Origin of the sequence: Alkaliphilus metalliredigens QYMF (assembly GCF_000016985.1) — a bacterium.
Classification (GTDB): Bacteria; Bacillota; Clostridia; order Peptostreptococcales; family Natronincolaceae; genus Alkaliphilus_A; species Alkaliphilus_A metalliredigens.
In genome coordinates, this window is sequence record NC_009633.1 from 2,752,489 (window position 1) to 2,773,973 (window position 21,485).

21 protein-coding genes are annotated in these 21,485 nt (G+C 36.0%); 1 reads left to right on the forward strand and 20 read right to left on the reverse strand.

The features are described from left to right. Nucleotides 1-50: 50 nt before the first annotated feature. Nucleotides 51-1,148, reverse strand: a complete 1,098-nt coding sequence (dprA, locus tag AMET_RS13510; RefSeq protein ID WP_012063859.1) for a DNA-processing protein DprA — start codon at nt 1,146-1,148, stop codon at nt 51-53. A gap of 4 nt (nt 1,149-1,152) precedes the next feature. After that, on the reverse strand, nt 1,153-2,688 hold the full coding sequence (locus AMET_RS13515) for a YifB family Mg chelatase-like AAA ATPase (protein ID WP_012063860.1): 1,536 nt from the start codon (nt 2,686-2,688) through the stop codon (nt 1,153-1,155). A 589-nt stretch (nt 2,689-3,277) separates the two neighbouring features. Here AMET_RS13515 and eam point away from each other — a divergent pair. After that, the gene (eam, locus tag AMET_RS13520) at nt 3,278-4,546 is read left to right on the forward strand and encodes a glutamate 2,3-aminomutase (protein WP_012063861.1); all 1,269 of its coding nucleotides are present in this window, start codon (nt 3,278-3,280) and stop codon (nt 4,544-4,546) included. Nucleotides 4,547-4,834: 288 nt separating this feature from the next. Here eam and AMET_RS13525 read toward each other — a convergent pair whose 3' ends face one another. From AMET_RS13525 to fabD, 18 genes are all read right to left on the reverse strand, one after another. Continuing rightward, nucleotides 4,835-5,179, reverse strand: coding sequence for a YraN family protein (locus AMET_RS13525; RefSeq protein WP_012063862.1), 345 nt, complete (start codon nt 5,177-5,179; stop codon nt 4,835-4,837). 41 nt (nt 5,180-5,220) lie between these two features. Further along, nucleotides 5,221-5,835 carry a ribonuclease HII gene (locus tag AMET_RS13530; RefSeq protein ID WP_012063863.1) on the reverse strand — a complete coding sequence of 205 codons (615 nt, stop codon included), beginning with the start codon at nt 5,833-5,835 and terminating at the stop codon, nt 5,221-5,223. A gap of 47 nt (nt 5,836-5,882) precedes the next feature. Then, nucleotides 5,883-6,740: a ribosome biogenesis GTPase YlqF gene (gene ylqF, locus AMET_RS13535; RefSeq protein ID WP_012063864.1), complete on the reverse strand. Its 858-nt coding sequence runs from the start codon at nt 6,738-6,740 to the stop codon at nt 5,883-5,885. Between the two features lie 171 nt (nt 6,741-6,911). Next, nucleotides 6,912-7,265, reverse strand: coding sequence for a 50S ribosomal protein L19 (rplS, locus tag AMET_RS13540; RefSeq protein WP_012063865.1), 354 nt, complete (start codon nt 7,263-7,265; stop codon nt 6,912-6,914). A gap of 105 nt (nt 7,266-7,370) precedes the next feature. Continuing rightward, nucleotides 7,371-8,114 carry a tRNA (guanosine(37)-N1)-methyltransferase TrmD gene (trmD, locus tag AMET_RS13545; RefSeq protein ID WP_012063866.1) on the reverse strand — a complete coding sequence of 248 codons (744 nt, stop codon included), beginning with the start codon at nt 8,112-8,114 and terminating at the stop codon, nt 7,371-7,373. After that, the gene (gene rimM / locus AMET_RS13550; RefSeq protein WP_012063867.1) at nt 8,111-8,617 is read right to left on the reverse strand and encodes a ribosome maturation factor RimM; all 507 of its coding nucleotides are present in this window, start codon (nt 8,615-8,617) and stop codon (nt 8,111-8,113) included. Before rimM ends, trmD begins: the two co-directional genes overlap by 4 nt. A 144-nt stretch (nt 8,618-8,761) precedes the next feature. Further along, a complete protein-coding gene (locus AMET_RS13555) occupies nt 8,762-8,992 on the reverse strand; it encodes a KH domain-containing protein (RefSeq protein WP_012063868.1) in 231 nt (76 codons plus the stop codon). Nucleotides 8,993-9,018: 26 nt separating this feature from the next. Beyond that, nucleotides 9,019-9,264 carry a 30S ribosomal protein S16 gene (gene rpsP / locus AMET_RS13560; protein WP_012063869.1) on the reverse strand — a complete coding sequence of 82 codons (246 nt, stop codon included), beginning with the start codon at nt 9,262-9,264 and terminating at the stop codon, nt 9,019-9,021. Between the two features lie 57 nt (nt 9,265-9,321). Further along, the gene (gene ffh, locus AMET_RS13565) at nt 9,322-10,665 is read right to left on the reverse strand and encodes a signal recognition particle protein (protein WP_012063870.1); all 1,344 of its coding nucleotides are present in this window, start codon (nt 10,663-10,665) and stop codon (nt 9,322-9,324) included. Between the two features lie 19 nt (nt 10,666-10,684). Continuing rightward, nucleotides 10,685-11,053, reverse strand: coding sequence for a YlxM family DNA-binding protein (gene ylxM / locus AMET_RS13570; protein ID WP_012063871.1), 369 nt, complete (start codon nt 11,051-11,053; stop codon nt 10,685-10,687). Between the two features lie 133 nt (nt 11,054-11,186). After that, the gene (gene ftsY, locus AMET_RS13575; RefSeq protein WP_012063872.1) at nt 11,187-12,458 is read right to left on the reverse strand and encodes a signal recognition particle-docking protein FtsY; all 1,272 of its coding nucleotides are present in this window, start codon (nt 12,456-12,458) and stop codon (nt 11,187-11,189) included. A 10-nt stretch (nt 12,459-12,468) separates the two neighbouring features. Continuing rightward, nucleotides 12,469-16,053: a chromosome segregation protein SMC gene (smc, locus tag AMET_RS13580; RefSeq protein WP_012063873.1), complete on the reverse strand. Its 3,585-nt coding sequence runs from the start codon at nt 16,051-16,053 to the stop codon at nt 12,469-12,471. A gap of 74 nt (nt 16,054-16,127) precedes the next feature. Further along, nucleotides 16,128-17,171, reverse strand: a complete 1,044-nt coding sequence (locus AMET_RS13585) for an elongator complex protein 3 (protein WP_012063874.1) — start codon at nt 17,169-17,171, stop codon at nt 16,128-16,130. After that, a complete protein-coding gene (rnc, locus tag AMET_RS13590) occupies nt 17,164-17,883 on the reverse strand; it encodes a ribonuclease III (protein WP_012063875.1) in 720 nt (239 codons plus the stop codon). The genes AMET_RS13585 and rnc overlap by 8 nt, the downstream gene beginning before the upstream one ends. A gap of 279 nt (nt 17,884-18,162) precedes the next feature. Then, the gene (gene fabF / locus AMET_RS13595) at nt 18,163-19,407 is read right to left on the reverse strand and encodes a beta-ketoacyl-ACP synthase II (protein WP_012063876.1); all 1,245 of its coding nucleotides are present in this window, start codon (nt 19,405-19,407) and stop codon (nt 18,163-18,165) included. Between the two features lie 51 nt (nt 19,408-19,458). Next, on the reverse strand, nt 19,459-19,689 hold the full coding sequence (acpP, locus tag AMET_RS13600) for an acyl carrier protein (protein WP_012063877.1): 231 nt from the start codon (nt 19,687-19,689) through the stop codon (nt 19,459-19,461). A gap of 95 nt (nt 19,690-19,784) precedes the next feature. After that, nucleotides 19,785-20,531 (reverse strand): 3-oxoacyl-[acyl-carrier-protein] reductase, encoded by a 747-nt coding sequence (gene fabG, locus AMET_RS13605; protein ID WP_012063878.1) that lies wholly within the window; start codon nt 20,529-20,531, stop codon nt 19,785-19,787. A gap of 8 nt (nt 20,532-20,539) precedes the next feature. Next, on the reverse strand, nt 20,540-21,484 hold the full coding sequence (fabD, locus tag AMET_RS13610; protein ID WP_012063879.1) for an ACP S-malonyltransferase: 945 nt from the start codon (nt 21,482-21,484) through the stop codon (nt 20,540-20,542). Between the last annotated feature and the right edge of the window lies 1 nt (nt 21,485).

Below are 21,485 nucleotides of genomic sequence, written 5' to 3' on the forward strand. Positions count from 1 at the left end.
CAACACTAACTCAGTTTGCTAGACAAAATCAATTCTTAAAGTATATCAATTTATTTGCTAACTGTAAATGTATTTCCAGATAATTGAGTAATGAATCCCTTTATTTCTAGAATTGTTAGTAACGCACTTAGTTCTGATATATGTATACCCGTACGATTGATCACTGCATCAATAGATACTGGATTTTCCTCAATCACCTTATATACAAGTATCTCCTTCTCACTAAGATCACGTTCAAGCTGCTCTGCGGTTTGAGGACTTTCCAACCGATATATCTTTTCTAAATCTTCAATAATATTAGATATCTCTAATAATGGTTTAGCTCCTTGCTGTATCAGGTTATTTGGCCCGTAGCTTTGCCCACTATTAATATTTCCAGGTACAGCGTAAATCTCTTTACCTTGGTCTATGCCGCACTCTACAGTAATCATAGCGCCACTTCTTTTCCCTGCTTCTATAATCACAACTCCGTCGGACAAAGCACTTATAATTCTATTTCTCATAGGGAAATGATGCTTCAGTGGTGGCGTGCCTGGTGCATATTCAGAAAGGATGCATCCATCACTTTCAATAATTTTATTGAAAAGCATTTGATTTGAGGCGGGATAGCATTGTTCTAATCCACATCCTAAAACTGCTATGGTGTACCCTTCCTTTTGCAAAGCACCTTGATGACTTGCTGTATCAACCCCTAAAGCCAGTCCACTGATGACACCAATATGATAAGCGGCTAACTCTTGAGCAAACTTTTGGGCTACCCACTTGCCATAGGGTGTTGCCTTTCGTGCGCCTACGATTGCAATACCTGGCTTTGCCATATTAAGTTTTCCTCTTTGATACAATACGAACGGTGGTCGATAAATATGTCTTAGCTTTTCAGGATAATTTGTATCTAGTTCAGTGATGACATGAATATGACTTCTTTCAATTTCCCGAATGGCTTTTTCATAGAACTCTATATTCCTATTTTTCATCATTCGCGAAGCAATTATGCTATGATTATGTAGACAATGAAAGATATGCTTAGATTCTGCAGTCCAGATTTCTTCAATTGATCCAAAATAATTTTTCATGAAAGACAAAACTTGATGGTCTACTCCGCCGATGTGACTTAACCAAATCAATATATCTTTTTTAGAAAGATTCATATTCTTACCTCCGGGAAAAGTGGTTTAAGTTTCGATATTGTAGGGCTTCAGCCAAATGATTTTTAGAAATAATTTCACTTTTGTCTAAGTCAGCAATGGTACGAGAAACTTTAATCACTCTGTTATGACTCCTAACACTAAGTTTCATTTTATCAAAAGCCATCTTCAATAATTCTTCGGCTTCCTTTTCTAGTACACAATACTTGTTTATCCCTATTGTATTCAATTGTGCATTAAATAAAACCTTTTCTTGTTTATATCGGTGCTGCTGTAGTTCCCTTGCTATTTGAACTCTTTTGCCAACGCACTTTGAGCTTTCCTCACTCTTATCATTATCTTTTAAATCCCCATAGGACACTGCTCTCACTTCAATCATTAAATCTATACGATCAAGTAAAGGACCTGAAATTTTATTTAGATACCGATTAATCTGATGAGCTCCACAAGTACAACTCTGCTGTCCTTCAGAACCATAATATCCACACGGGCATGGGTTCATGGCAACAACTAGCATGAAATCAGCCGGATAAGTGCAACTACTATGGGCTCTAGAAATCGAGATTACACGATCCTCTAAGGGTTGACGTAGCACCTCTAAAGCTCCTTTACTAAATTCGGGTAATTCGTCCAAAAACAGTACGCCATAATGACATAGAGAGACCTCCCCAGGTTTAGGTATTCGTCCTCCACCGGTCAGCGCAGTTACTGAGATCGTATGATGAGGACTTCTAAAAGGTCTACGGTTAACCAAACCTTTTTCAGAATCAAGGATCCCTGCGACACTATGTATTTTTGTGACTTCAAGCGCCTCTTCAAATGTCATTTGGGGCATAATTGAAGATAAACTTCTGGCAGCCATTGTTTTTCCAGCACCCGGTGGTCCCACCATCAGTAAATTATGCCCCCCTGCTGCGGCTATTTCTAAGGCACGTTTTAAATTATCCTGTCCCTTTAAGTATCTTATATCATGGTCGTATTGAGTGAATTTTTCATTTTCAAAGTGATGGCCAGTGACCGGTACGACTGTTTCTTCATTATTCAACCACTGAATCACTTCTTGTAAATGTGACACACCATATATCTCCATTTCTTCTACTAGTCGCGCTTCTTTGACATTTTCCTTTGGAAGGATTATCTTTCTATATCCCTTGTTAAACATCCCCAATAGCATGGGTAACACACCATTAACTTTATTCACTTTACCATCAAGGGAAAGCTCTCCAAGTACACAAAAATCAAAGATCATATCCATTTTTATTTGTTCTGAGGCCGCTAGTATACCTAAGGCGATCGGTAGATCAAAATGAGTTCCTTCCTTTTTAGTATCTGCAGGAGCAAGATTAATCGTTATTCGCTTCATTGGAAATGATGCGCCACTGTTTTTAATGGCAGCTCTCACCCTTTCCTTAGACTCTCGAATAGCCATATCTCCTAATCCCACGATGTTGATTGCCGGCAATCCATTGCTAATATCCACCTCTGCCTCAATTTCAGAGACATGTAACCCATAAACACCGCATGTTTTTATCTTTGCTAACATGTGTTCACTTCCCATCTATCACCATTAAGAATTCAAATACTCTATTCGATACAGAACATATTTTCCCTTTATTTTTTTGTAATTTTTTGTTTATTTAGAATTTTTAACGACTTAATAAATGAACCCTCTAGTAACTTATTTCTATTATATTTAGTGCCGTGAACAGCTCAATGAAGCTCAGATTTTGAAAAAATTATTTTTATCTATTCATAATTAAGGCTTGTTTGACATAAATATGAAATTATGATAAAATCTTATATTAATAACCGTAAAACCTCCCAGAATTTCAATACTTTCCTTTCTACCCACATCTTTTTATACCTATTATAATATATCTGTGATTGTTTATCTTTTTATATCATACGTTTGGGAAAAGTTTTTATAATTTAGGAGATCTCGCCTAAGTGTGCTTTGCCGATACAAAAAATCTAGTAAAATTTTCTGTATTAATTTAATGTGACTTTGCAATTTTTTTTGTAAATACTAGTACTACTAACTAAGTTTATAAACAGGACAATCACTTCCTCGATTATCCAAACTTTTTTTTATAGTATTATTGCTTTTAACTAAATAACAAGGAGGAGATCATGTGAATCATACCGATACAACAAACAGTCGTCAAATTTCAATCGATCGAGCTAAGCATCTAAAATTAACCATACAGGATTACTTAGAGATAAAAGACCTCATTCCCAAAGGATTATCTCGTCAAGTGGAAATCGAAGCGAAAAAGCAAAAAATCCTATCCCATTTTGGTGCTACTGAAGATAATTGGAATGATTGGCAATGGCAATTAAGCAATCGAATATCTGATGTTGATACCTTAACAAAAATAATTAAGTTAGATGATAAAGAAATTGAAGATATAAAAAAAGTAGGACAAGAATTTAGATGGTCAGTATCACCTTATTACACCACTCTAATTGATGACAATAATAAGTATTGTCCAATTAAACTTATGGCTATACCCCATGGCTACGAAATTGCCAATACCAAAGGAGATACAGATCCAATGGCAGAAGAGTTCACGAATCCTGCTGGATCAATTACACGCCGCTATCCCGATCGATTAATTATTAATGTAACCAATGAATGTGCAATGTACTGTAGACATTGTCAACGAAGAAGAAACATAGGAACTAATGATCTCCATACATCCCGAGAGGTTTTACAAGAATCGATTGATTATATTCGTGATAATCCTGAAATCCGGGATGTATTAATTACTGGTGGCGACGCATTGACCCTTTCTAATAGTATGCTTGATTGGTTATTGGGAGAATTACATGCAATTCCATCCGTAGACTATATTAGATTGGGCTCTCGTACATTGGTCACTATGCCCCAAAGAATCACAGATAAGTTGATCAATATTCTTAAAAAGTACCCACCTATTTTTATTAATACCCACTTTAATCACCCCATGGAGATTACAGAAGAGTCCAAGGCAGCATGTGATAGATTATCCAATGCGGGCATTCCATTAGGTAACCAAGCAGTTCTCCTTAATGGCATTAATAATAATAAGTTTGTCATGAGATTACTTAATCACGAACTATTAAAATGTCGTGTTCGTCCTTACTATATATTCCATGCGAAACATGTTATTGGCACTAGTCATTTTAACACGTCTGTTGATGATGGCATCGAAATCATGGAGTACTTAAGAGGCTACACATCTGGTATGGCAATTCCAACCTATATCATTAATGCCCCTGGCGGAAAAGGAAAAACTCCTATACTTCCACAATATCTAATTTCTAGAGGCTCTCATTCTATTAAAATTAGAACTTGGGATGGTGAAGTGATTGATTATCCAAATCACCCTACAATTCCAATTGAAGAAACACTAAAGTAAAATGTAACTTAGTTCAGAGGGTTCTTAACCACTGAATCATAACTGAGTCTATCTGGAGAATGTCGTGTACAGACTCTCCTTTAATAAATAGTGTGGATTTTCATGACAACTAAAATAAACCTCACAAAAAAACTAGGCTTAGCCTAGTTTTTTTGCTCTTTAAATTAAAATTTATTAGTGAAAACCTTCAACTTATCTATCTCATCATTTAACTTAGAAAATGACATACTTGTATTATATTGCTTTATTTATTTTACTCTGATCAAAACAATTATGCAATTTCCTTAGTTAAAAGGCATTATTGATATAATGTATTTTCTTTTCTTTTCCTATGATCACTTCCGCTACATCAAATCTAAAGTCATAATTTATAAGACCCTTTCTTGCAATATAATGAGAGGCGACGCGATGTAATCGCTGCTGTTTTTGCCAATTAACCGCTTCACATGGCATCCCATAGGATTGGGACCTACGTGTTTTAACCTCCACAAAGGCAATGATAGTACCTTTATATGCTATGATATCGATCTCACCGAGCTTTGTTCGATAATTTGTCTCTATGAGACGATATCCTTTTTTTTCTAAATATTGCCCAATAATACGTTCACCCAGTTCCCCTAAAGATTTACTCATTTTACCTCTACCCCTTTATCTCTCATTCCATAAATAGTCGCTTACTTTAGAATCTTCTTTAAGAAGCTCCTACGGTGTAGTTCACTAGGTCCATATTTCAACAGTGCTTCCCTATGTAGTTTTGTTCCATAGCCTTTATGCTGCGCGATTCCATAATTCGGGTATTCTTCATCCCATCTTATACATAATCGATCTCTAATTACCTTAGCTACAATAGATGCTGCAGCGATCCCTTGACTTCGATCATCACCCTTTATGATAGCGCTCTGGGGAATAGCAATATCAATATTCTCTGCATCAACTAAAATATAATCAGGAATCTTACTTTCACCATCAATGGTTGTAAGAGATAGTACAGATTTTTTCATGGCCAGTCTTGAAGCTTGCCTAATATTAATTTGATCAATCACTTCTGCTGATATGATTCCAACACCCATGGCAATGGCATTTTTTTTAATTACTTCGTAGAGCTCTTCTCGTCTTTTGGGAGACAGCTTTTTAGAATCCTTAACCCCTTCTATCAACAACCCCTTAGGTAGAATAACAGTTGCTGCCAGTACCGATCCAAACAGACACCCTCTTCCCACTTCATCACAACCCGCAATACTCTCATATCCTTCTTCCCATAATTGATTTTCAATTTCTAATCTATTCATTTGAAGCCTCCTCGTCGAACTAATCCTATTTCATCTTCTTCATTTTCTCACTGTTTTGGAGGGACTTCCATTGAAATTCGGCCTATTATTCCTGCCCTAAATTCATCTAATATGATATTTGAAACCCTCAGATAGTCTATTTCTCTTCCAGGTAGAATTGCACCCCTTTTAATACCAATGGCATCCATCATCTCCAAGGCGCCCGCTGGTTCACTATCTAGTTTATACCGATTCATTAAATTTGTCATGTTTTCTAGCATTAGTTTTTCCACAAGTCTAAATGCTAAATCCTCTACGTCCATAATTTCATCTTTAATGGCCCCTGTAAAGGCTAACTTCAAAGCAACATTTTGATCTTCAAACTTAGGCCATAGTATACCAGGAGTATCTAAAAGCTCCATATTTCCCTTTAACCGAATCCATTGCTTTGCCTTTGTTACGCCTGGTTTATCACCAGTTCTAGCACTTTTTCTTCCTGCCAATTGATTAATAATTGATGACTTGCCTACATTAGGAATTCCAACCATCATAATACGAATTGGTCTTTCTTTTCTTCCTTTTTTTATCATCAAATCTTTCTTTTCTTGAAACATTTTTTGTCCTTCTTCAATTGCTTCCTTCAAACCTTTTGAATTTAAGCAGTTCACAGGAATCGCTTCGATCCCTTGAGCTTTAAAGTATTTAACCCAACGATTTGTTACTTCTTGATCAGCTAAGTCAAATTTATTCAAAATAATGACCCTGGGCTTATTTCCAATAATCTCATTAATACTGGGATTCCTACTGCTTATAGGGATTCGTGCATCCAATAATTCATACACAACATCCACAAGCTTCAGTTGGTCCTTAAGTAGTTCCTTAGTCTTTTTCATATGTCCAGGATACCAATTGATTTTTAAATCCATTTACACCACTCCTTGTGTATTAAATGCCTATCTATATGGTTAACTTTATTATTTAGAAATATTTAATCAGTTTGACACGAAAGCCCACTTTAATTTTTAACAAGGGTCATTAAAAATTTAAACTGCTTAAATAATAATAAAGGGGCTGAATTCAGCCCCTTTTGTTTGTCTCTACTTGAAGTTTTTTCTTTCCTTAATTTTGAATGCTGCTTTACCAATTCGATCTCGTAAGTAGAATATTCTAGCTCTTCTCACTTTACCATGTTTAACGATTTCGATTTTTTCAATTTTCGGAGAATGTACTGGGAATGTTCTCTCAACCCCAACCCCATAAGAAATTCTTCTTACAGTAAATGTTTCAGCAATTCCGCCACCCTGTCTTTTAATAACGATTCCTTCAAAGACTTGGATTCTCTCTCTTGTACCCTCTTTAATTCTAACATGTACTTTAATTGTATCACCAGTATTAAAGTCAATTATATCTTTCTTTAATTGTGCTGCATCAATTCCTTTAATGATATCCATTGTTGTCCCTCCTTCCTTCCTAGACGTTCTTATACTCCTGTATAGAGGACCGCCCGTAATACCTTTGTAATTATATCATAGTCTGTACCTTGCCGCAATATGTATTTATTCTTTTTTCTTACTTAATTCCGCTACCCATTGTGCTTCATTTTTTTTCAGTTGTAATCCTTTTAATAAATCTGGTCTTCTTTCAAATGTCAGTTCAATGGATTGCTTCCTTCTCCACATATCAATATCTTTATGATTTCCTGATAAAAGTACAGAAGGGACCTCTAAACCATTAAACGCTCTTGGCCTTGTATAGTGTGGATATTCAAGTAGCCCACAATGAAATGATTCATCCTCATAGGATGCTTCAGTAGAAAGCACACCGGGTATCAAACGCGTAATGGCATCAACGATAACCATAGCGGGTAGTTCCCCTCCCGTCAACACATAATCTCCTATAGAGATTTCATCAGTAACAAGTTCATCAATAATCCTTTGGTCAATACCCTCATAATGGCCACAAAGAAAAATCAATTGTTCTTCCTTGGCCAACTCCATGGCTTTCTCTTGTGTGAACGTAGATCCCTTAGGTGATAAATAAATCGTTTTACATGGTTCATTTAGATTTAACATCTGTGTTACATGATGATGACAATCAAAAATGGGTTGAGGCGTCATCACCATTCCCGCGCCACCGCCAAAGGGATAATCATCTACTTTTTTATGCTTATTGAGAGCAAAGTCCCTAATATTAAAGCACTGTATATCAATCAGCTCTTTTTCCTGAGCTTTTTTTAAAATACTTGTTCCAAAAGGACCATTAAACATCTCCGGGAACAGAGTCAAAATTCTGACTTTCATTCAATCATTCCTTCAATAGGATCCACAGTAATTCGTTTCTTTTCTAGGGAAATTTCTGGAATAAACTCCTTAACTGCTGGAATTAGGATATCCTTATTTGTTTCTTTGTCTCTAAAGACATATACCTCATTAGAACCTGCTTGAATTATATCCACAAGTTTACCCAAATATACTTCTTCTACTGTATACCCATCCAATCCAATCAGATCGGCTTTATAAAATGTATCTTCAGGCAACTCCCTACGTTGGCTTTCATCAATGAGTACGTATTTCCCTTTGAATTGTTCAACTATATTAATATTATCATAACCTTCAAAGGATAATATTACTGTTGTAGGCCTGTATTTGATATTCCCAATATAGTACTTTTCATCGTAACCCTGAATATATACCCATTCCAGTTCTTCAAAACGTTCTAAATAATCGCTCAAAGAAGTAACCTTAAGCTCTCCCTTGATTCCATGTGTATTGACAATTTGTCCTACTTTCAGCATTTTCTTCATTCACACCACACCTACTTTATTAATTGTTGATGAATATAGCTTTTTTAAAGCACAGTCCAGTTCATTGCCCTCACTTTGTTCAAATACTTAGTTTGTTAGGTAATTAGTTTTAGGTAAGCTGAAAGGATTAGGTTTCCCTAATCCTTATTGAATAATTTCCACAACAACTCTCTTATTTTCCTTAATTGCTGCAGCTTTTACTACTGTTCGAATTGCCTTAGCAATTCTACCTTGCTTACCAATCACTTTTCCCATATCGTCTGGGGCAACTTTTAATTCAACAATAATGGATTGATTACCTTCGATTTCATTAACACTTACCTGTTCTGGATAATCAACTAACGCCTTAGCTATAATCTGCACTAAATGACCCATTGGTATACCCCCTAATAGAAAGAGTTCTATTTAATAATACCATTCTTTTTGAATAAATATTTAACAGTGTCAGTTGGTTGTGCACCATTACCTAACCATTTTTCTGCTTTTTCACCATCTATTTTAATCTCTTTAGGTTCAGAAACAGGGTTATAATATCCAATTTCTTCAATAAATCTACCATCTCTTGGTGCTCTTGCATCCGCAACTACTATTCTGTAGAAAGGTCTCTTTTTCGCACCCATTCTTTTTAATCTGATTTTTACAGCCATTCTTTTCACCTCCTTTAACATATCCTAAAACACAATTAATTTAATTTCATAGTGATATTATTTTAAAAATGGCATTTTGAACTTGCCACCTTTTTTCATTGTTTTTTCCATATCAGTAAATTGCTTCATCATTTTTTTAGTTTGGTCAAATTGCTTAATGAGTCTATTCACTTGTGCAACTGATGTACCACTGCCTTTTGCAATTCGCTTTCTTCTGCTTCCATTTATAATAGTCGGTGTTTTTCTTTCTCCAGTTGTCATGGATTGAATGATGGCTTGGATATGAACAAGTTCTTTTTCATCAACTTCTAAGTTTTTCATTTGTTTGCCACCAGCACCAGGAATCATTTCTAGTAATTGACTAATCGGTCCCATGCTCTGTACCTGCTGCAGTTGTTCTAAAAAGTCTTCAAAAGTAAATTGCTGTGTTTTAATCTTATTTTCTAACTCTTTAGCTTTCTTTTCATCAAATGAAACCTGGGCTTTTTCAATTAAACTGAGTACATCCCCCATGCCCAGAATCCTTGATGCCATTCGGTCTGGATGAAAAGGTTCTAGATCATTTAGTTTTTCTCCTAAACCTACAAATTTAATTGGCTTACGAGTAACTGCTCTTACGGATAGTGCTGCTCCACCTCTGGTATCACCATCAAGCTTAGTTAAAATAATACCATCTACCCCTAATTTAGTGTCAAAATGTTCTGCAACATTGACAGCATCTTGTCCAGTCATAGAATCAACTACAAGTAGAATTTCCTGTGGTTTGACCGTGGTTTTAATGTCCTTCAACTCATCCATTAAAGTATCATCTATGTGAAGTCTTCCGGCAGTATCGATTAATACAACATCATTTCCATGTTTTATACCATGTTCTACGCCGGCCTTAGCAATGTCTACAGGGCTAATTTGATCTCCTAAAGTGAAAACTGGCACATCCACCTGACTTCCTACCACCTCAAGCTGTTTAATGGCTGCTGGTCGATAAATATCTCCTGCCACAAGTAGGGGCCTCTTTCCTTGCTTCTTTAAGTAACCAGCAAGTTTTCCAGATGTGGTTGTCTTACCTGCCCCCTGTAATCCCACCAGCATAATAACTGTGGGTGGTTTAGAGGAGAATGTAATTTTACTTTGGGTCGTTCCCATTAGTTCAGTTAACTCTTCATTAACGATTTTGATCACTTGTTGTCCAGGCGTCAAGCTTTCGAACACTTCAGATCCTGTGGCTCGTTCTTTCACTATTTTTACAAAGTCTTTTACAACTTTAAAGTTAACATCAGCTTCCAAAAGAGCTAATTTAACCTCTCTCATTGCTTCAGCCACATCATTTTCAGTTAATTTCCCTTTACCCTTTAACTTCTGCAAAGTGTTTTGTAGCTTGTCGGCTAAGCCTTCGAAAATCATTTTATCCCTCCTCGGGAGTCTAATTGCTTAAAAGCTTGTTCAATAGGTCTTTAATATTTTCAATTTGAGCTCTCTGGTTTTCTAGTGGTTGATTTTTTCCCATTAAACCCTCTAGTATAACGATATGTTTATATATTTTTTCAATTCCATGTGTTTTATTTGTAAACAAATCTAATAGCTTCAATTTTTCTTCATAGTCATATAAAATCTTTTCAGTTCTTTTAATTGTATCATATACAGCTTGTCTAGAAATCTCAAACTCTTCAGCAATTTCACTAAGAGATAAGTCTTGATTATGGTAAAGGTCGACCATCTCCCGTTGTTTCTGAGTCAATAGTTGATTGTAAAAGTCATACAGCATTGATATTTGAATTGTTTTTTCAATCATCTAGACACTTCCTATCTCTACTGTAAAGTATAACTCCTTTACAATAGACATTTTATAATATATTTCAGTAGGTGTCAAGTATTTTTTATTGACTATTTAAACAAAACATTTTCACTCTTTTTTCAAAACGCTGCTACGCTTCTTCACCAAACAATGCTTTCACAAAATCCGTGGCGTTGAACTGCTGTAAATCCTCCATTTTTTCTCCTACTCCGATTAGCTTTACGGGTATGGTTAATTCCTGACTTATTCCGATGACAACGCCGCCTTTAGCAGTTCCATCTAGCTTGGTTAAGATCAATCCCGTAATATTTGCTACTTCCTTAAATGTTTTTGCTTGTTGAATGGCGTTTTGTCCCGTTGTTGCATCTAAAACCAACAAGACTTCCTTAGTGGCCTCACCGTATTCTCTATCCACCACTTTAAATACTTTGCCTAATTCATTCATCAAATTCTTTTTATTGTGTAGCCTTCCAGCTGTATCACAAATTAATACATCAACCTTTCTTGCCTTAGCTGCTTGAATTGCATCAAATATCACAGCTGCAGGATCAGATCCCTCTTGATGCTTAACTACCTCTACCCCAACTCGTTGGGCCCAAATTTCTAATTGCTCACTTGCGGCTGCACGAAAAGTATCTCCAGCAGCTAATAATACTTTTTTACCATCCTGCTTAAATCGATGAGCCATCTTTCCTATGGATGTGGTTTTCCCAACGCCATTAACGCCAACCACTAATACAATTGCGGGACCAGGCTCTATATTTACTTGGGCATCAGGTAATCGTTGTAAAATTTCAATTAAAGCTTCCTTCAGCAATTCCTTTACTTGTTCAGGCTCCGACACCTTTTTTTCTTTAATTTTATCCCGTAATCCATCAATAATCTCCATTGTTGTTTTAACACCAATGTCTGATGTGATCAGTATTTCCTCTAATTCTTCAAAAAGCGCTTCATCTATTTTCTTATAGGACTTTAACAACTCATCTACCTTACCTGTAATTCCTTGTTTCGTCTTAGATAGACCTTCCTTTAGTCTTTTAAATAAACTGAGAGGGCCTTCACCTTCTTTATTTTGCACTTGAATTGCTTCTTCCATTTCTGCTTCGGCAGTTTCATCAAGATGCTCTGGGTTTTCTAACAAAGTTAAAGAAACATCCTCCATTTGTTTATTAGATTCATCTAGTTGTTTTTTAATTTGGTCTTCTGCTTCATTTTTAACGTCTATACATTCTGATTCCTTATCTACTTTTAATTCCTCTTCTATTTCTACTTCCTCTGTTTCTATTATGTCTTCTACTTCTTCTTGATCTCTTTCTAAATCCTCTGACTCTACATCTTTATCTACAGCACTATCCTCGGTCTTTTCTTGCTTTATCAGCCTATTGAAAAACTTTTTAAACATGTACATCCTCCTAGCTTGCAATTGTATTATTCTTATCTTCAGTTAGTTTAACAGATACTAATTGTGATACGCCTTCACTCTCCATTGTAACACCGTATAACTCATCAGCATTTTCCATTGTTCCCTTTCTGTGTGTCACAACAATGAACTGTGTATCAACAGAAAGATCCTTTAAAAAATGCGCAAAACGATGTACATTTGCATCGTCTAAGGCTGCTTCAATCTCATCAAGTATACAAAAGGGACTTGGTTTCACTAGTAAAATAGCAAACAGTAGTGATATGGCAGTCAATGCTCTTTCTCCTCCAGATAGTAATGATAAGTTTTGGAGCTTCTTGCCTGGTGGCTGTGCCACTATTTCGATTCCACATGATAATGGATTATCAGGATCCTCTAATATTAAGTCAGCCCTACCTCCACCAAACAGTCTTATAAAAACCTCATTAAAGTTCTTCTTTATGTGTTTGAATTGAGTCACAAACAACTGCTTCATTGTTTGCTCCATATCACTAATGATTTTCATCAGGGATTGCTGTGCCTGATCTAAGTCCATTTGTTGTTGGTTAAGAAAATCATGTCTTTCCTTCACCTTAATGTACTCTTCAGTAGCATCGGCATTGATGGTTCCTAAAGCTTTAATTTTCTCTTTTAAATCTTTAATTTCCTTAACTGAACCTGTTAAATCACCTGTTTCTTCTTTAATTTCAATGGCTTTATTATAAGTTAACTCATAATCATCCCATAATTTATTATAGACACTCTGTTGTTGCATCTCGAGTCTAGTTCGTTTAACGTCCAGCTTGTGAATACTATCTAAAAGCTCAGAAATGACCCTTTCAATGTTTTCCAGGGCCTCTTGTTGTTGTGATGCATGCTGCAGTAAATCGATTTTTTCTTTTCTTGTGATCGAAAGTCGATTTTCAGTCTCTTTTAATTCTTTATTGAGCTCCTGTAGTGACAATTTACCCTGCTTTAATTCTTTTTCGAAGTCAGCAAACTTTTCCCTGGAGCCTTTAACTTCTTTGTCCTTTTCAACTAACCCTTCTTCACTGACACGAATCACATCTTGTACTGTTTCTATTTCCTGTAAGACCGATTTCTTTTGTTCCTCGATGGAAGCATATTTTACTTTTCTCTCTGTGATTTCACTGCTAATCGCTTCAACTTTTTGCTTTTCCCCATGCATCAATTCCTGCATTTGATTTAGCTTTTCTTGTATATTTTCGATCTTCATCTCTAGACATTGAATTTCGGATTGTATCATATTTGATTTAACATCCGTCTCATTAGCTGTTTCAATTAACTGCTTTAATTCTCTAGAAACCTGACTAATTAAATTTTTGATCTGCTGTTCTTCCTTTATACTTTGGTCTAATTGGTTACTTAAAGTGGCTTCTTCTATTTTATATTGTTGTTGTTCTTCCTTCACATTACTAATCTCTTCCTGAATAGCTTGAATGTGTCCTTCTAATGAATTTAATTGACTTTCCTTTTGTTTGTATACTTCAGTCTCTTTTTTAATCAATTCATTTAAATCGTCTAACTCCCGTTTTCGACTTAAAATACTAGTTCCTTTATTACTATTACTTCCTCCAGTCAATGACCCTCCGATGTTCAAAACGTCTCCCTCTATTGTGACAACCCTAAGACGATGATTTAAATTTTGTGCAACCTTGATCCCTTTATCCATATTTTCTACAATTAAAACCCGAGACAAAAGGTTTGAAAAAATTGTTTTGAATTCATTTGCACAGTCAACTAAATCATAGGCTACTTTAACATCCTCATGTTGTTGGATGATTCGATTTTCCTCTAGTGTGATGTTTCGTTGCTTTATGGCTGTTAACGGGAGTATGGTAACCCTTCCCAGGTTATACTTTTTCATGTATTCAATTAATTTCTTAGCATCATACTCGTTTCTACTAACAATGTTTTGAATGGCAGATCCTAAGGCTACTTCTATGGCAATTTCATACCCCTTAGGGACTTGAAGTAAATCTGCCACAACGCCATATATGCCCTGATCCAGTTCACTATGTTTTTTGCAAATTCCAAGGGCATTCTTGACACTTTTGTGAAAACCCTCATGCTCTCGTTCCATTTCCATCAATATATTTTTTCGAGACGTTTTATAGTTAATCGAATTCTTAGCGGCTTCAACTTCAATGGATAGCTGTTTGCTTTTCCTTAGTGTGTTTTCTAGTAATTCATGTTTTTCAATTATATTTTTGTTGATAAACCTGATTTTTTCACTAACGCTAGTTTTCTTTTCTTTTAATGTCACAATCATGTTTTGATTTTCTATTGCATTTTCCTGATGCGCTTGACCCGTTTGCTGAACTTGCACTTTTCGATCATCAATAGTCTTCTTTAAAGTCTTCAAGCTATTTAATTCACTTTTTTTCTCTGAAATCTGATTTAGCATATCAATAATCATTGACTTAGAATCTTCAATATTTTTCTCTTCTAACTCACTTTGATTCATTAATCCTTTTAATAAATCAGATTTTTTTTCTAAATCATTCTTGACTTCATCTATTTGGATACAAATCTCATCAAACTTTTTTAATCTCTCTTCTAGCTGAATGGACAACTGTATCTTATCTTCGTTAATTTTAGCCATCTCAAAGTCTAAACGTTTTATATTTTCATTATTATTGAGTATTTTTTCATGTATAAGATTTACATGTCCACCTTTTTTTTCTATCTGATTTTCTATGTGATGGTGCTGGTTTTGACATACTTGGATTTCCTGTTCTTGTTCTTCTATATGATTTTTCATATTTTGAAGTTGCCTTTGAAACTGCTCCTTCTCCTTCTTTTGCTCTATATGAGAATGATTCAATACCTCAATTTGTTCCTGAATATGTTTTAGCTCACCATCAATCTTATCAATCTCTCTAATGAATAAGTTTACTTCTAATCGTAGAAGGACTTCTTTAAATCGTTTGTAGGATTCAGCTCTTTCACTTTGTTTTTTCAATGGATTCAATTGCTTTTCTAATTCCGATAAGATATCTTTTACCCTATCTAAGTTTTCCGTGGTATTCTGGAGTTTTTTCTCAGACTCTTCTTTTCGTGTTTTGTATTTTACAATTCCAACTGCTTCTTCAAAGACCTGTCTTTTATCTTCAGATTTGCTACTTAAAATTTCATCAATTCTTCCCTGTCCAATAATAGAGTATCCATCTTTACCAATCCCTGTATCCATTAACATTTCCCTAATATCTTTCAATCGACAAGAAGATTTATTGAGAAAGTATTCACTTTCTCCCGAACGATAAACCCTACGTGTAATTGTGATCTCATTATAATCTAATGGAAACATTTTTGTACTATTATCTAGGGTCAAGGAGACCTCTGCCATTCCTAAAGCCTTTCTTTTCGCCGTACCGGCAAAAATAATATCTTCCATCTTGCTACCTCTTAGACTTTTAGCGCTTTGTTCTCCCAGTACCCATCTAATAGAATCAGAAATATTACTTTTCCCACTTCCATTAGGGCCAACAACCGCTGTAAACCCTTGTTCAAAATTCATTTCAATTTTATTGGCGAAGGATTTAAATCCTTGTATCTCTAATCTCTTTAAATACAAATTGATCACCTCAATTTTACGCTCATTTGCTACTGAATTATTTTATCATAAAGCAGGCGTAATCTCTATTAAAACTATTTAAGTACTTTTGTGATTTGAATCTCAACTTCTTTTTCATCTATATTTTCCTGGGTTTTAACAATAAACTTTGCCAATTGATATTTTTCTAAGAAGTAACTCTTATTACATTTCTTATGTCCTGCGACTTTTGATGCACTTCTTGGATGACAATACACAGTCAGTATACATCCCTTGATCTCGTCGGATTCTTTAGTATGTAACAATGCTTCAATTCGAGAGGAAAACATCTTTGATTCCACCAATTCTCTTAGGGCAGGATGATAAGGACCTGCGATGATACTTTTGCCATAGGCAATCTCCTCTGTGCTCTGTAATCCTAGTCGAATCACCTTAATGTGATTGCCTTCAAAGGCAACTAGTAAGGATTCACAGATATCTACACACTCTTCTAAGCCCAAGGGTTCAAATATTCCCTCATAATAATAACGCTCTAGTGCAGTATCACGAATGACTAAAGTTGGATATATCCTAACAAAATCAGGCCTCAATGAAATTAAGTCCTTGGCAGTTTGTTCAATTCGCTGCTCAGTATCGCCAAATAAACCAATCATCATTTGTAGTCCTAGCTGAAATTCATATTTTCTAATGCTTTTCACTGCTTTGAATACATCATCTTTGCTATGCCCTCGTTTGTTCATCTTAAGTACTTCTTCGTTTGTGGATTGGACTCCTAGCTCAATGATTGTCACACCATAAAATTTTAGTTGTTGTAAAATTTCTTCGTTAATATAGTCTGGTCTCGTTGATAACCGAATGCCATCAATAAGTCCTTTTTTCTTATAATTAAATGCCACTGTTAAGTATTGTTTTTGTACTTCCATTGGTAAGCCTGTAAAACTACCACCATAAAAAGCAATTTCTCGTTGTTTTTGCTGATTCGTATACAGCTTTAGATAGGATTGGATTATCGTTTCTATTTTTTCAACGTTCACCTGACTAGAAGTACCGGCTATTGTCTTTTGGTTACAAAAACTACAATCATTTGGGCATCCCTCATGGGGAATAAAAATCGGAATGATGTATCGATTTTTAGACATACTGATCCTTTATCTTTTCCACAGCTTCCTTGGCTGCCCTCTGTTCTGCTTCTTTTTTACTTTTCCCCATTCCATGACCTAAGAGTTGCTCTCCTAAAAGGACTTCTACATCAAATATTTTACTATGATCTGGACCAGACTCTTTTATAACTTGATATGTGATACGTTCCGAATGTTTACTCTGTAACAATTCCTGAAGATATGTCTTGTAATCTCTGAATAAGCTTCCCTTTGTTGCCTGTTCAACACTGTCTATCAAATGATTCAATACAAATGTCTGAGCGATAACCATGCCTCCATCAAGATATAAAGCGCCAATCAAAGCTTCGAAAGCGTCAGCCAAAATCGACTCACGCTGCCTTCCTCCTGAAACCTCTTCCCCACGTCCAAGTCTTAAAAAGCCTCCTAGGTTAATCTTTGTGGCACAACTACCCAAAGCAGGTTCACAAACAACATTAGCCCTGACTTTGGTTAGATCCCCTTCGGGTAAATGGGTATATTTTTTGAAAATGTAATCACTAATAATGATACCGAGTACAGAGTCTCCAAGAAACTCTAAGCGTTCATTGTGTTTGATTTTTTTTACCTTTGACTCGTTAGCATAAGAGCTATGGGTTAAGGCTTCCTTTAATAATTGCTTGTCCTTAAATTGATACTGTATCATTTCCTCAAAGTCTACACTTGGTAGGCCTTTATTTCCTAGGTATTTCATCGCCTTACCTCCAACCTATTTATTCTTTTACTTTCTGCCTATATTTATCAGGTTATGGTCTCCAGGGTATAAGACACCCCCCTAAAGATTGGCCGAGTAAAACCCTATAATTACGTTATATAGACTCCTATCGAACTTCCCAATTTTCAACTTCGGGAAAAATTACGCCATCTGAATTTCACTTTTATTGTACTACGTTCCTTTTGTAAATGCAAAAATAATTATAGGCAGGCATCAATACCTTCCTATAATTATTTTTACTTTACGATGTTCAACCTTTTATTGTCCACGGTATTTCTTGAAGAGCACAGTTGCATTATGTCCCCCAAATCCTAATGAATTCGATAAAGCATAGTTCACTTCTCTATTTCTTGCTATATTAGGAACATAATCCAAGTCACATTCAGGATCAGGTGTTGTATAATTAATTGTCGGTGGAATCACACCTTCTTGTATTGCTAAAACGCAGGCCATTGCTTCAATTCCTCCTGCTGCACCTAATAGATGTCCCGTCATAGACTTTGTAGAGCTAATACACAATTTACTTGCATGTTCTTTAAAGACAGTTTTAATAGCCATGGTTTCAAATTGGTCATTATATGGAGTGCTTGTCCCATGAGCATTAATATAATCAATCTCTTCTGGATTTGCCTTTGCATCATTTAATGCATTTTGCATAGCTCGGGCAGCACCCTCTCCACCTGGAGCTGGTGAAGTAATATGATATGCGTCAGCGCTCATACCGTAACCAACCACTTCTCCATAGATTTTAGCCCCTCTTTTTAGAGCATGGTCAAGGTCTTCTAACAACAACATCCCACTACCTTCACCCATAACAAATCCATCTCGGTCTTTATCAAAGGGACGACTGGCCTTCTCAGGCTCTTCATTCCGCGTTGACATTGCCTTCATAGAGCAGAATCCTGCCATAGCTAAGGGCGTAATAGAAGCTTCAGCTCCGCCAGTCATCATCATGTCAGCGTCTCCACGCTGGATGATTTTGAATGCCTCCCCTATTGCATTTGTTGCAGAAGCACAGGCCGTTACAACAGTTGTATTGGGTCCTTTAGCACCAAGAATCATAGAAATATAACCTGAGCCCATATTAGAAATCATCATTGGAATAAAGAATGGGCTCACTCTCTTAGCACCCTTTTCCAACATTTTTTCTTTTTGGGCTTCAAGTGTTTCAATACCACCTATACCAGAACCTAGTACAACACCAAATCGTTCTTGAACGATTTCTTCTAGATTACATCCACTATCCTCAATGGCTAGTTGCGAGGCGGCCACAGCAAATTGGGTAAATCGATCCATTTTTCTCAGTTCTTTTTTGTCAATATAATCCTCGCCATCAAAGTCTTTCACAACAGCAGCAATTTTCGTTGGTAATTCTGAGGCATCAAATCGTGTGATTTCACTTACTCCAGATACCCCATTAATTAAAGAGCTCCAAAACTGCTCTTTTCCTACTCCCACAGGAGTAATGCATCCTAATCCAGTTACCACAACTCTTCTATTCATGACTTCCCTCCTTTATTTACAAAGTCCCGATAATCATCGGGACCTTTTTATTTATTGATTGGCTTCTACGTATTTTACGATGTCTCCGATATTTTTAAATTTTTCAGCTTCTTCGTCTGGTACTTCAATGCCAAATGCATCTTCAATTTCCATGATAATTTCAACAGCATCTAAAGAATCAGCCTCTAAGTCACCCATTAATGATGTTTCTCCCTTAACCTCACTTACGTCGCTAAGTCCTAATTGCTCTCCAATAATTTTTACAACTTTTTCAAATATCATTTTATATTCCTCCTCAGATTTTTAATGATTTTAATTTCTAGTTTACTTGTATATTAATTAATGCTGTTAAACCTCATCATTGATACAGTTCCAACTTATATGTTCATGCCACCATCAACATGAATGACTTGACCCGTTATATAGTGTGCCTCTTCACTACTTAAAAAGGCAACTAGATTGGCAATATCCTCGGGCCGACCATATCTTTTCAAAGGAATTCCTTCTATTAATCCTTCTTTCACACTTTCTCCTAAGACTGCAGTCATATCAGTTTCAATGAACCCAGGGGCAACTGCATTGACGTTAATCCCTTTGCTTGCTAGTTCCTTAGCCATGGATTTTGTAAATCCAATCACTCCAGCCTTTGAGGCACTGTAGTTGCTTTGCCCAGCATTACCTGATACACCTACTACTGATGAAATATTGATTATTTTTCCTTTTTTTTGTTTTATCATCTTTCTAGCAAAAGCTTTAGTACATAAAAATACACCCTTTAAATTCACTTCCATGACAGAATCCCAGTCACTTTCTTTCATTCGAATAAGCAAATTATCCCTTGTAATTCCAGCATTATTCACCAGAATATCAATGCTTTCGAACTGTTGTTCAAAACTTTCTAGCATAAATTTAACATCCTCTGCACTAGCAACATTACCCTTCAATGCCAAGGCTCTTACCCCTAATGCCTCAATTTCTTTGACTACAGCTTGAGCAGCCTCTTCATTGCTGGTAAAGTTAATTACGACATTTGACCCGCAACGAGCTAATTTCAATGCAATGGCCTTTCCAATTCCTCTGGACCCACCTGTTACAAAAGCTACTTTCCCTTGTAATTTCAACAAAATCCCTCCTATTGATATTGACTTCTCACCTTATTAAAACCTTCTACATCTTCAATTTGATGAGTCGTCACGTTTTTTCCTAATTGCTTAGCAATTCTCTTTATGAACCCAGTTAAAGCTTTTCCTGGTCCAATTTCAACAAAAGTCTCAACACCTTCATTAAGCATTAATACAATTGAATCCTCCCATAAAACTGATTGACTCACTTGTTGTACCAATGAGGAGACAACTTCTTCTTTATTCTTAAGTATTTTGGCTTTTACATTGGTCACAACAGGTATCTCTGGATCTGAAAAATGATATCCTTCAAGATCCATCCTTAACTTTTCACCTGCAGGTATAAGTAGACTTGAGTGAAATGGCGCACTGACAGGCAATATAACTGCCTTTTTCGCACCAAAGTTCATGGCTTCTTTCACAGCTCTTTCAACTGCTTTCACTTCACCTGAAATCACAATTTGCCCAGGACTATTATAATTTGCGGTTTCTACAATTCCATACTCTTGACAATTTACCAAGCATTTTTGTAGTGTGTCACGATCTAATCCTAAAATAGCAGCCATTGTTCCCACTCCAACTGGAACAGCCTCCTGCATATATTTACCTCTTTTTTTCACAAGTTGCACTGCATCTCTGAAACTGAGAACTTCTGCCTTCACCAAGGATGTATATTCACCCAAACTCAATCCAGCCGTCATATGACAGGGAATGCCTACTTCTTCGATGACCTTAAGCATTGCAAAGCTTGTAGTTAAAATAGCAGGTTGTGTGTTTTCTGTTTTAATCAACTCTTCCTTTGGTCCATCAGAGCAAAGACGATACATATCCATTTTCAGATAATCTGATGCCTCTTCATATATACGTTTAGCAACAGGAAATACATCCACAAAATCCTTACCCATCCCAACATATTGTGCACCCTGTCCCGGAAATACAAAGGCTGTTTTCCCCATA

Coding starts and splice junctions, on each gene's coding strand:
- trmD (WP_012063866.1), bottom strand. CDS start 8,114: ATGAAAGTCAGAATTTTGACTCTGTTCCCGGAGATGTTTAATGGTCCT.
- rimM (WP_012063867.1), bottom strand. CDS start 8,617: ATGAAGAAAATGCTGAAAGTAGGACAAATTGTCAATACACATGGAATC.
- AMET_RS13585 (WP_012063874.1), bottom strand. CDS start 17,171: ATGTCTAAAAATCGATACATCATTCCGATTTTTATTCCCCATGAGGGA.
- acpP (WP_012063877.1), bottom strand. CDS start 19,689: ATGATATTTGAAAAAGTTGTAAAAATTATTGGAGAGCAATTAGGACTT.
- AMET_RS13530 (WP_012063863.1), bottom strand. CDS start 5,835: ATGAATAGATTAGAAATTGAAAATCAATTATGGGAAGAAGGATATGAG.
- rpsP (WP_012063869.1), bottom strand. CDS start 9,264: ATGGCTGTAAAAATCAGATTAAAAAGAATGGGTGCGAAAAAGAGACCT.
- rnc (WP_012063875.1), bottom strand. CDS start 17,883: ATGAAATACCTAGGAAATAAAGGCCTACCAAGTGTAGACTTTGAGGAA.
- ylxM (WP_012063871.1), bottom strand. CDS start 11,053: ATGATTGAAAAAACAATTCAAATATCAATGCTGTATGACTTTTACAAT.
- ffh (WP_012063870.1), bottom strand. CDS start 10,665: ATGATTTTCGAAGGCTTAGCCGACAAGCTACAAAACACTTTGCAGAAG.
- AMET_RS13525 (WP_012063862.1), bottom strand. CDS start 5,179: ATGAGTAAATCTTTAGGGGAACTGGGTGAACGTATTATTGGGCAATAT.
- AMET_RS13555 (WP_012063868.1), bottom strand. CDS start 8,992: ATGGGTCATTTAGTGCAGATTATAGCTAAGGCGTTAGTTGATTATCCA.
- rplS (WP_012063865.1), bottom strand. CDS start 7,265: ATGGATATCATTAAAGGAATTGATGCAGCACAATTAAAGAAAGATATA.
- ftsY (WP_012063872.1), bottom strand. CDS start 12,458: ATGTTTAAAAAGTTTTTCAATAGGCTGATAAAGCAAGAAAAGACCGAG.
- fabD (WP_012063879.1), bottom strand. CDS start 21,484: ATGGGGAAAACAGCCTTTGTATTTCCGGGACAGGGTGCACAATATGTT.
- fabF (WP_012063876.1), bottom strand. CDS start 19,407: ATGAATAGAAGAGTTGTGGTAACTGGATTAGGATGCATTACTCCTGTG.
- AMET_RS13515 (WP_012063860.1), bottom strand. CDS start 2,688: ATGTTAGCAAAGATAAAAACATGCGGTGTTTATGGGTTACATGTCTCT.
- dprA (WP_012063859.1), bottom strand. CDS start 1,148: ATGAATCTTTCTAAAAAAGATATATTGATTTGGTTAAGTCACATCGGC.
- ylqF (WP_012063864.1), bottom strand. CDS start 6,740: ATGGATTTAAAAATCAATTGGTATCCTGGACATATGAAAAAGACTAAG.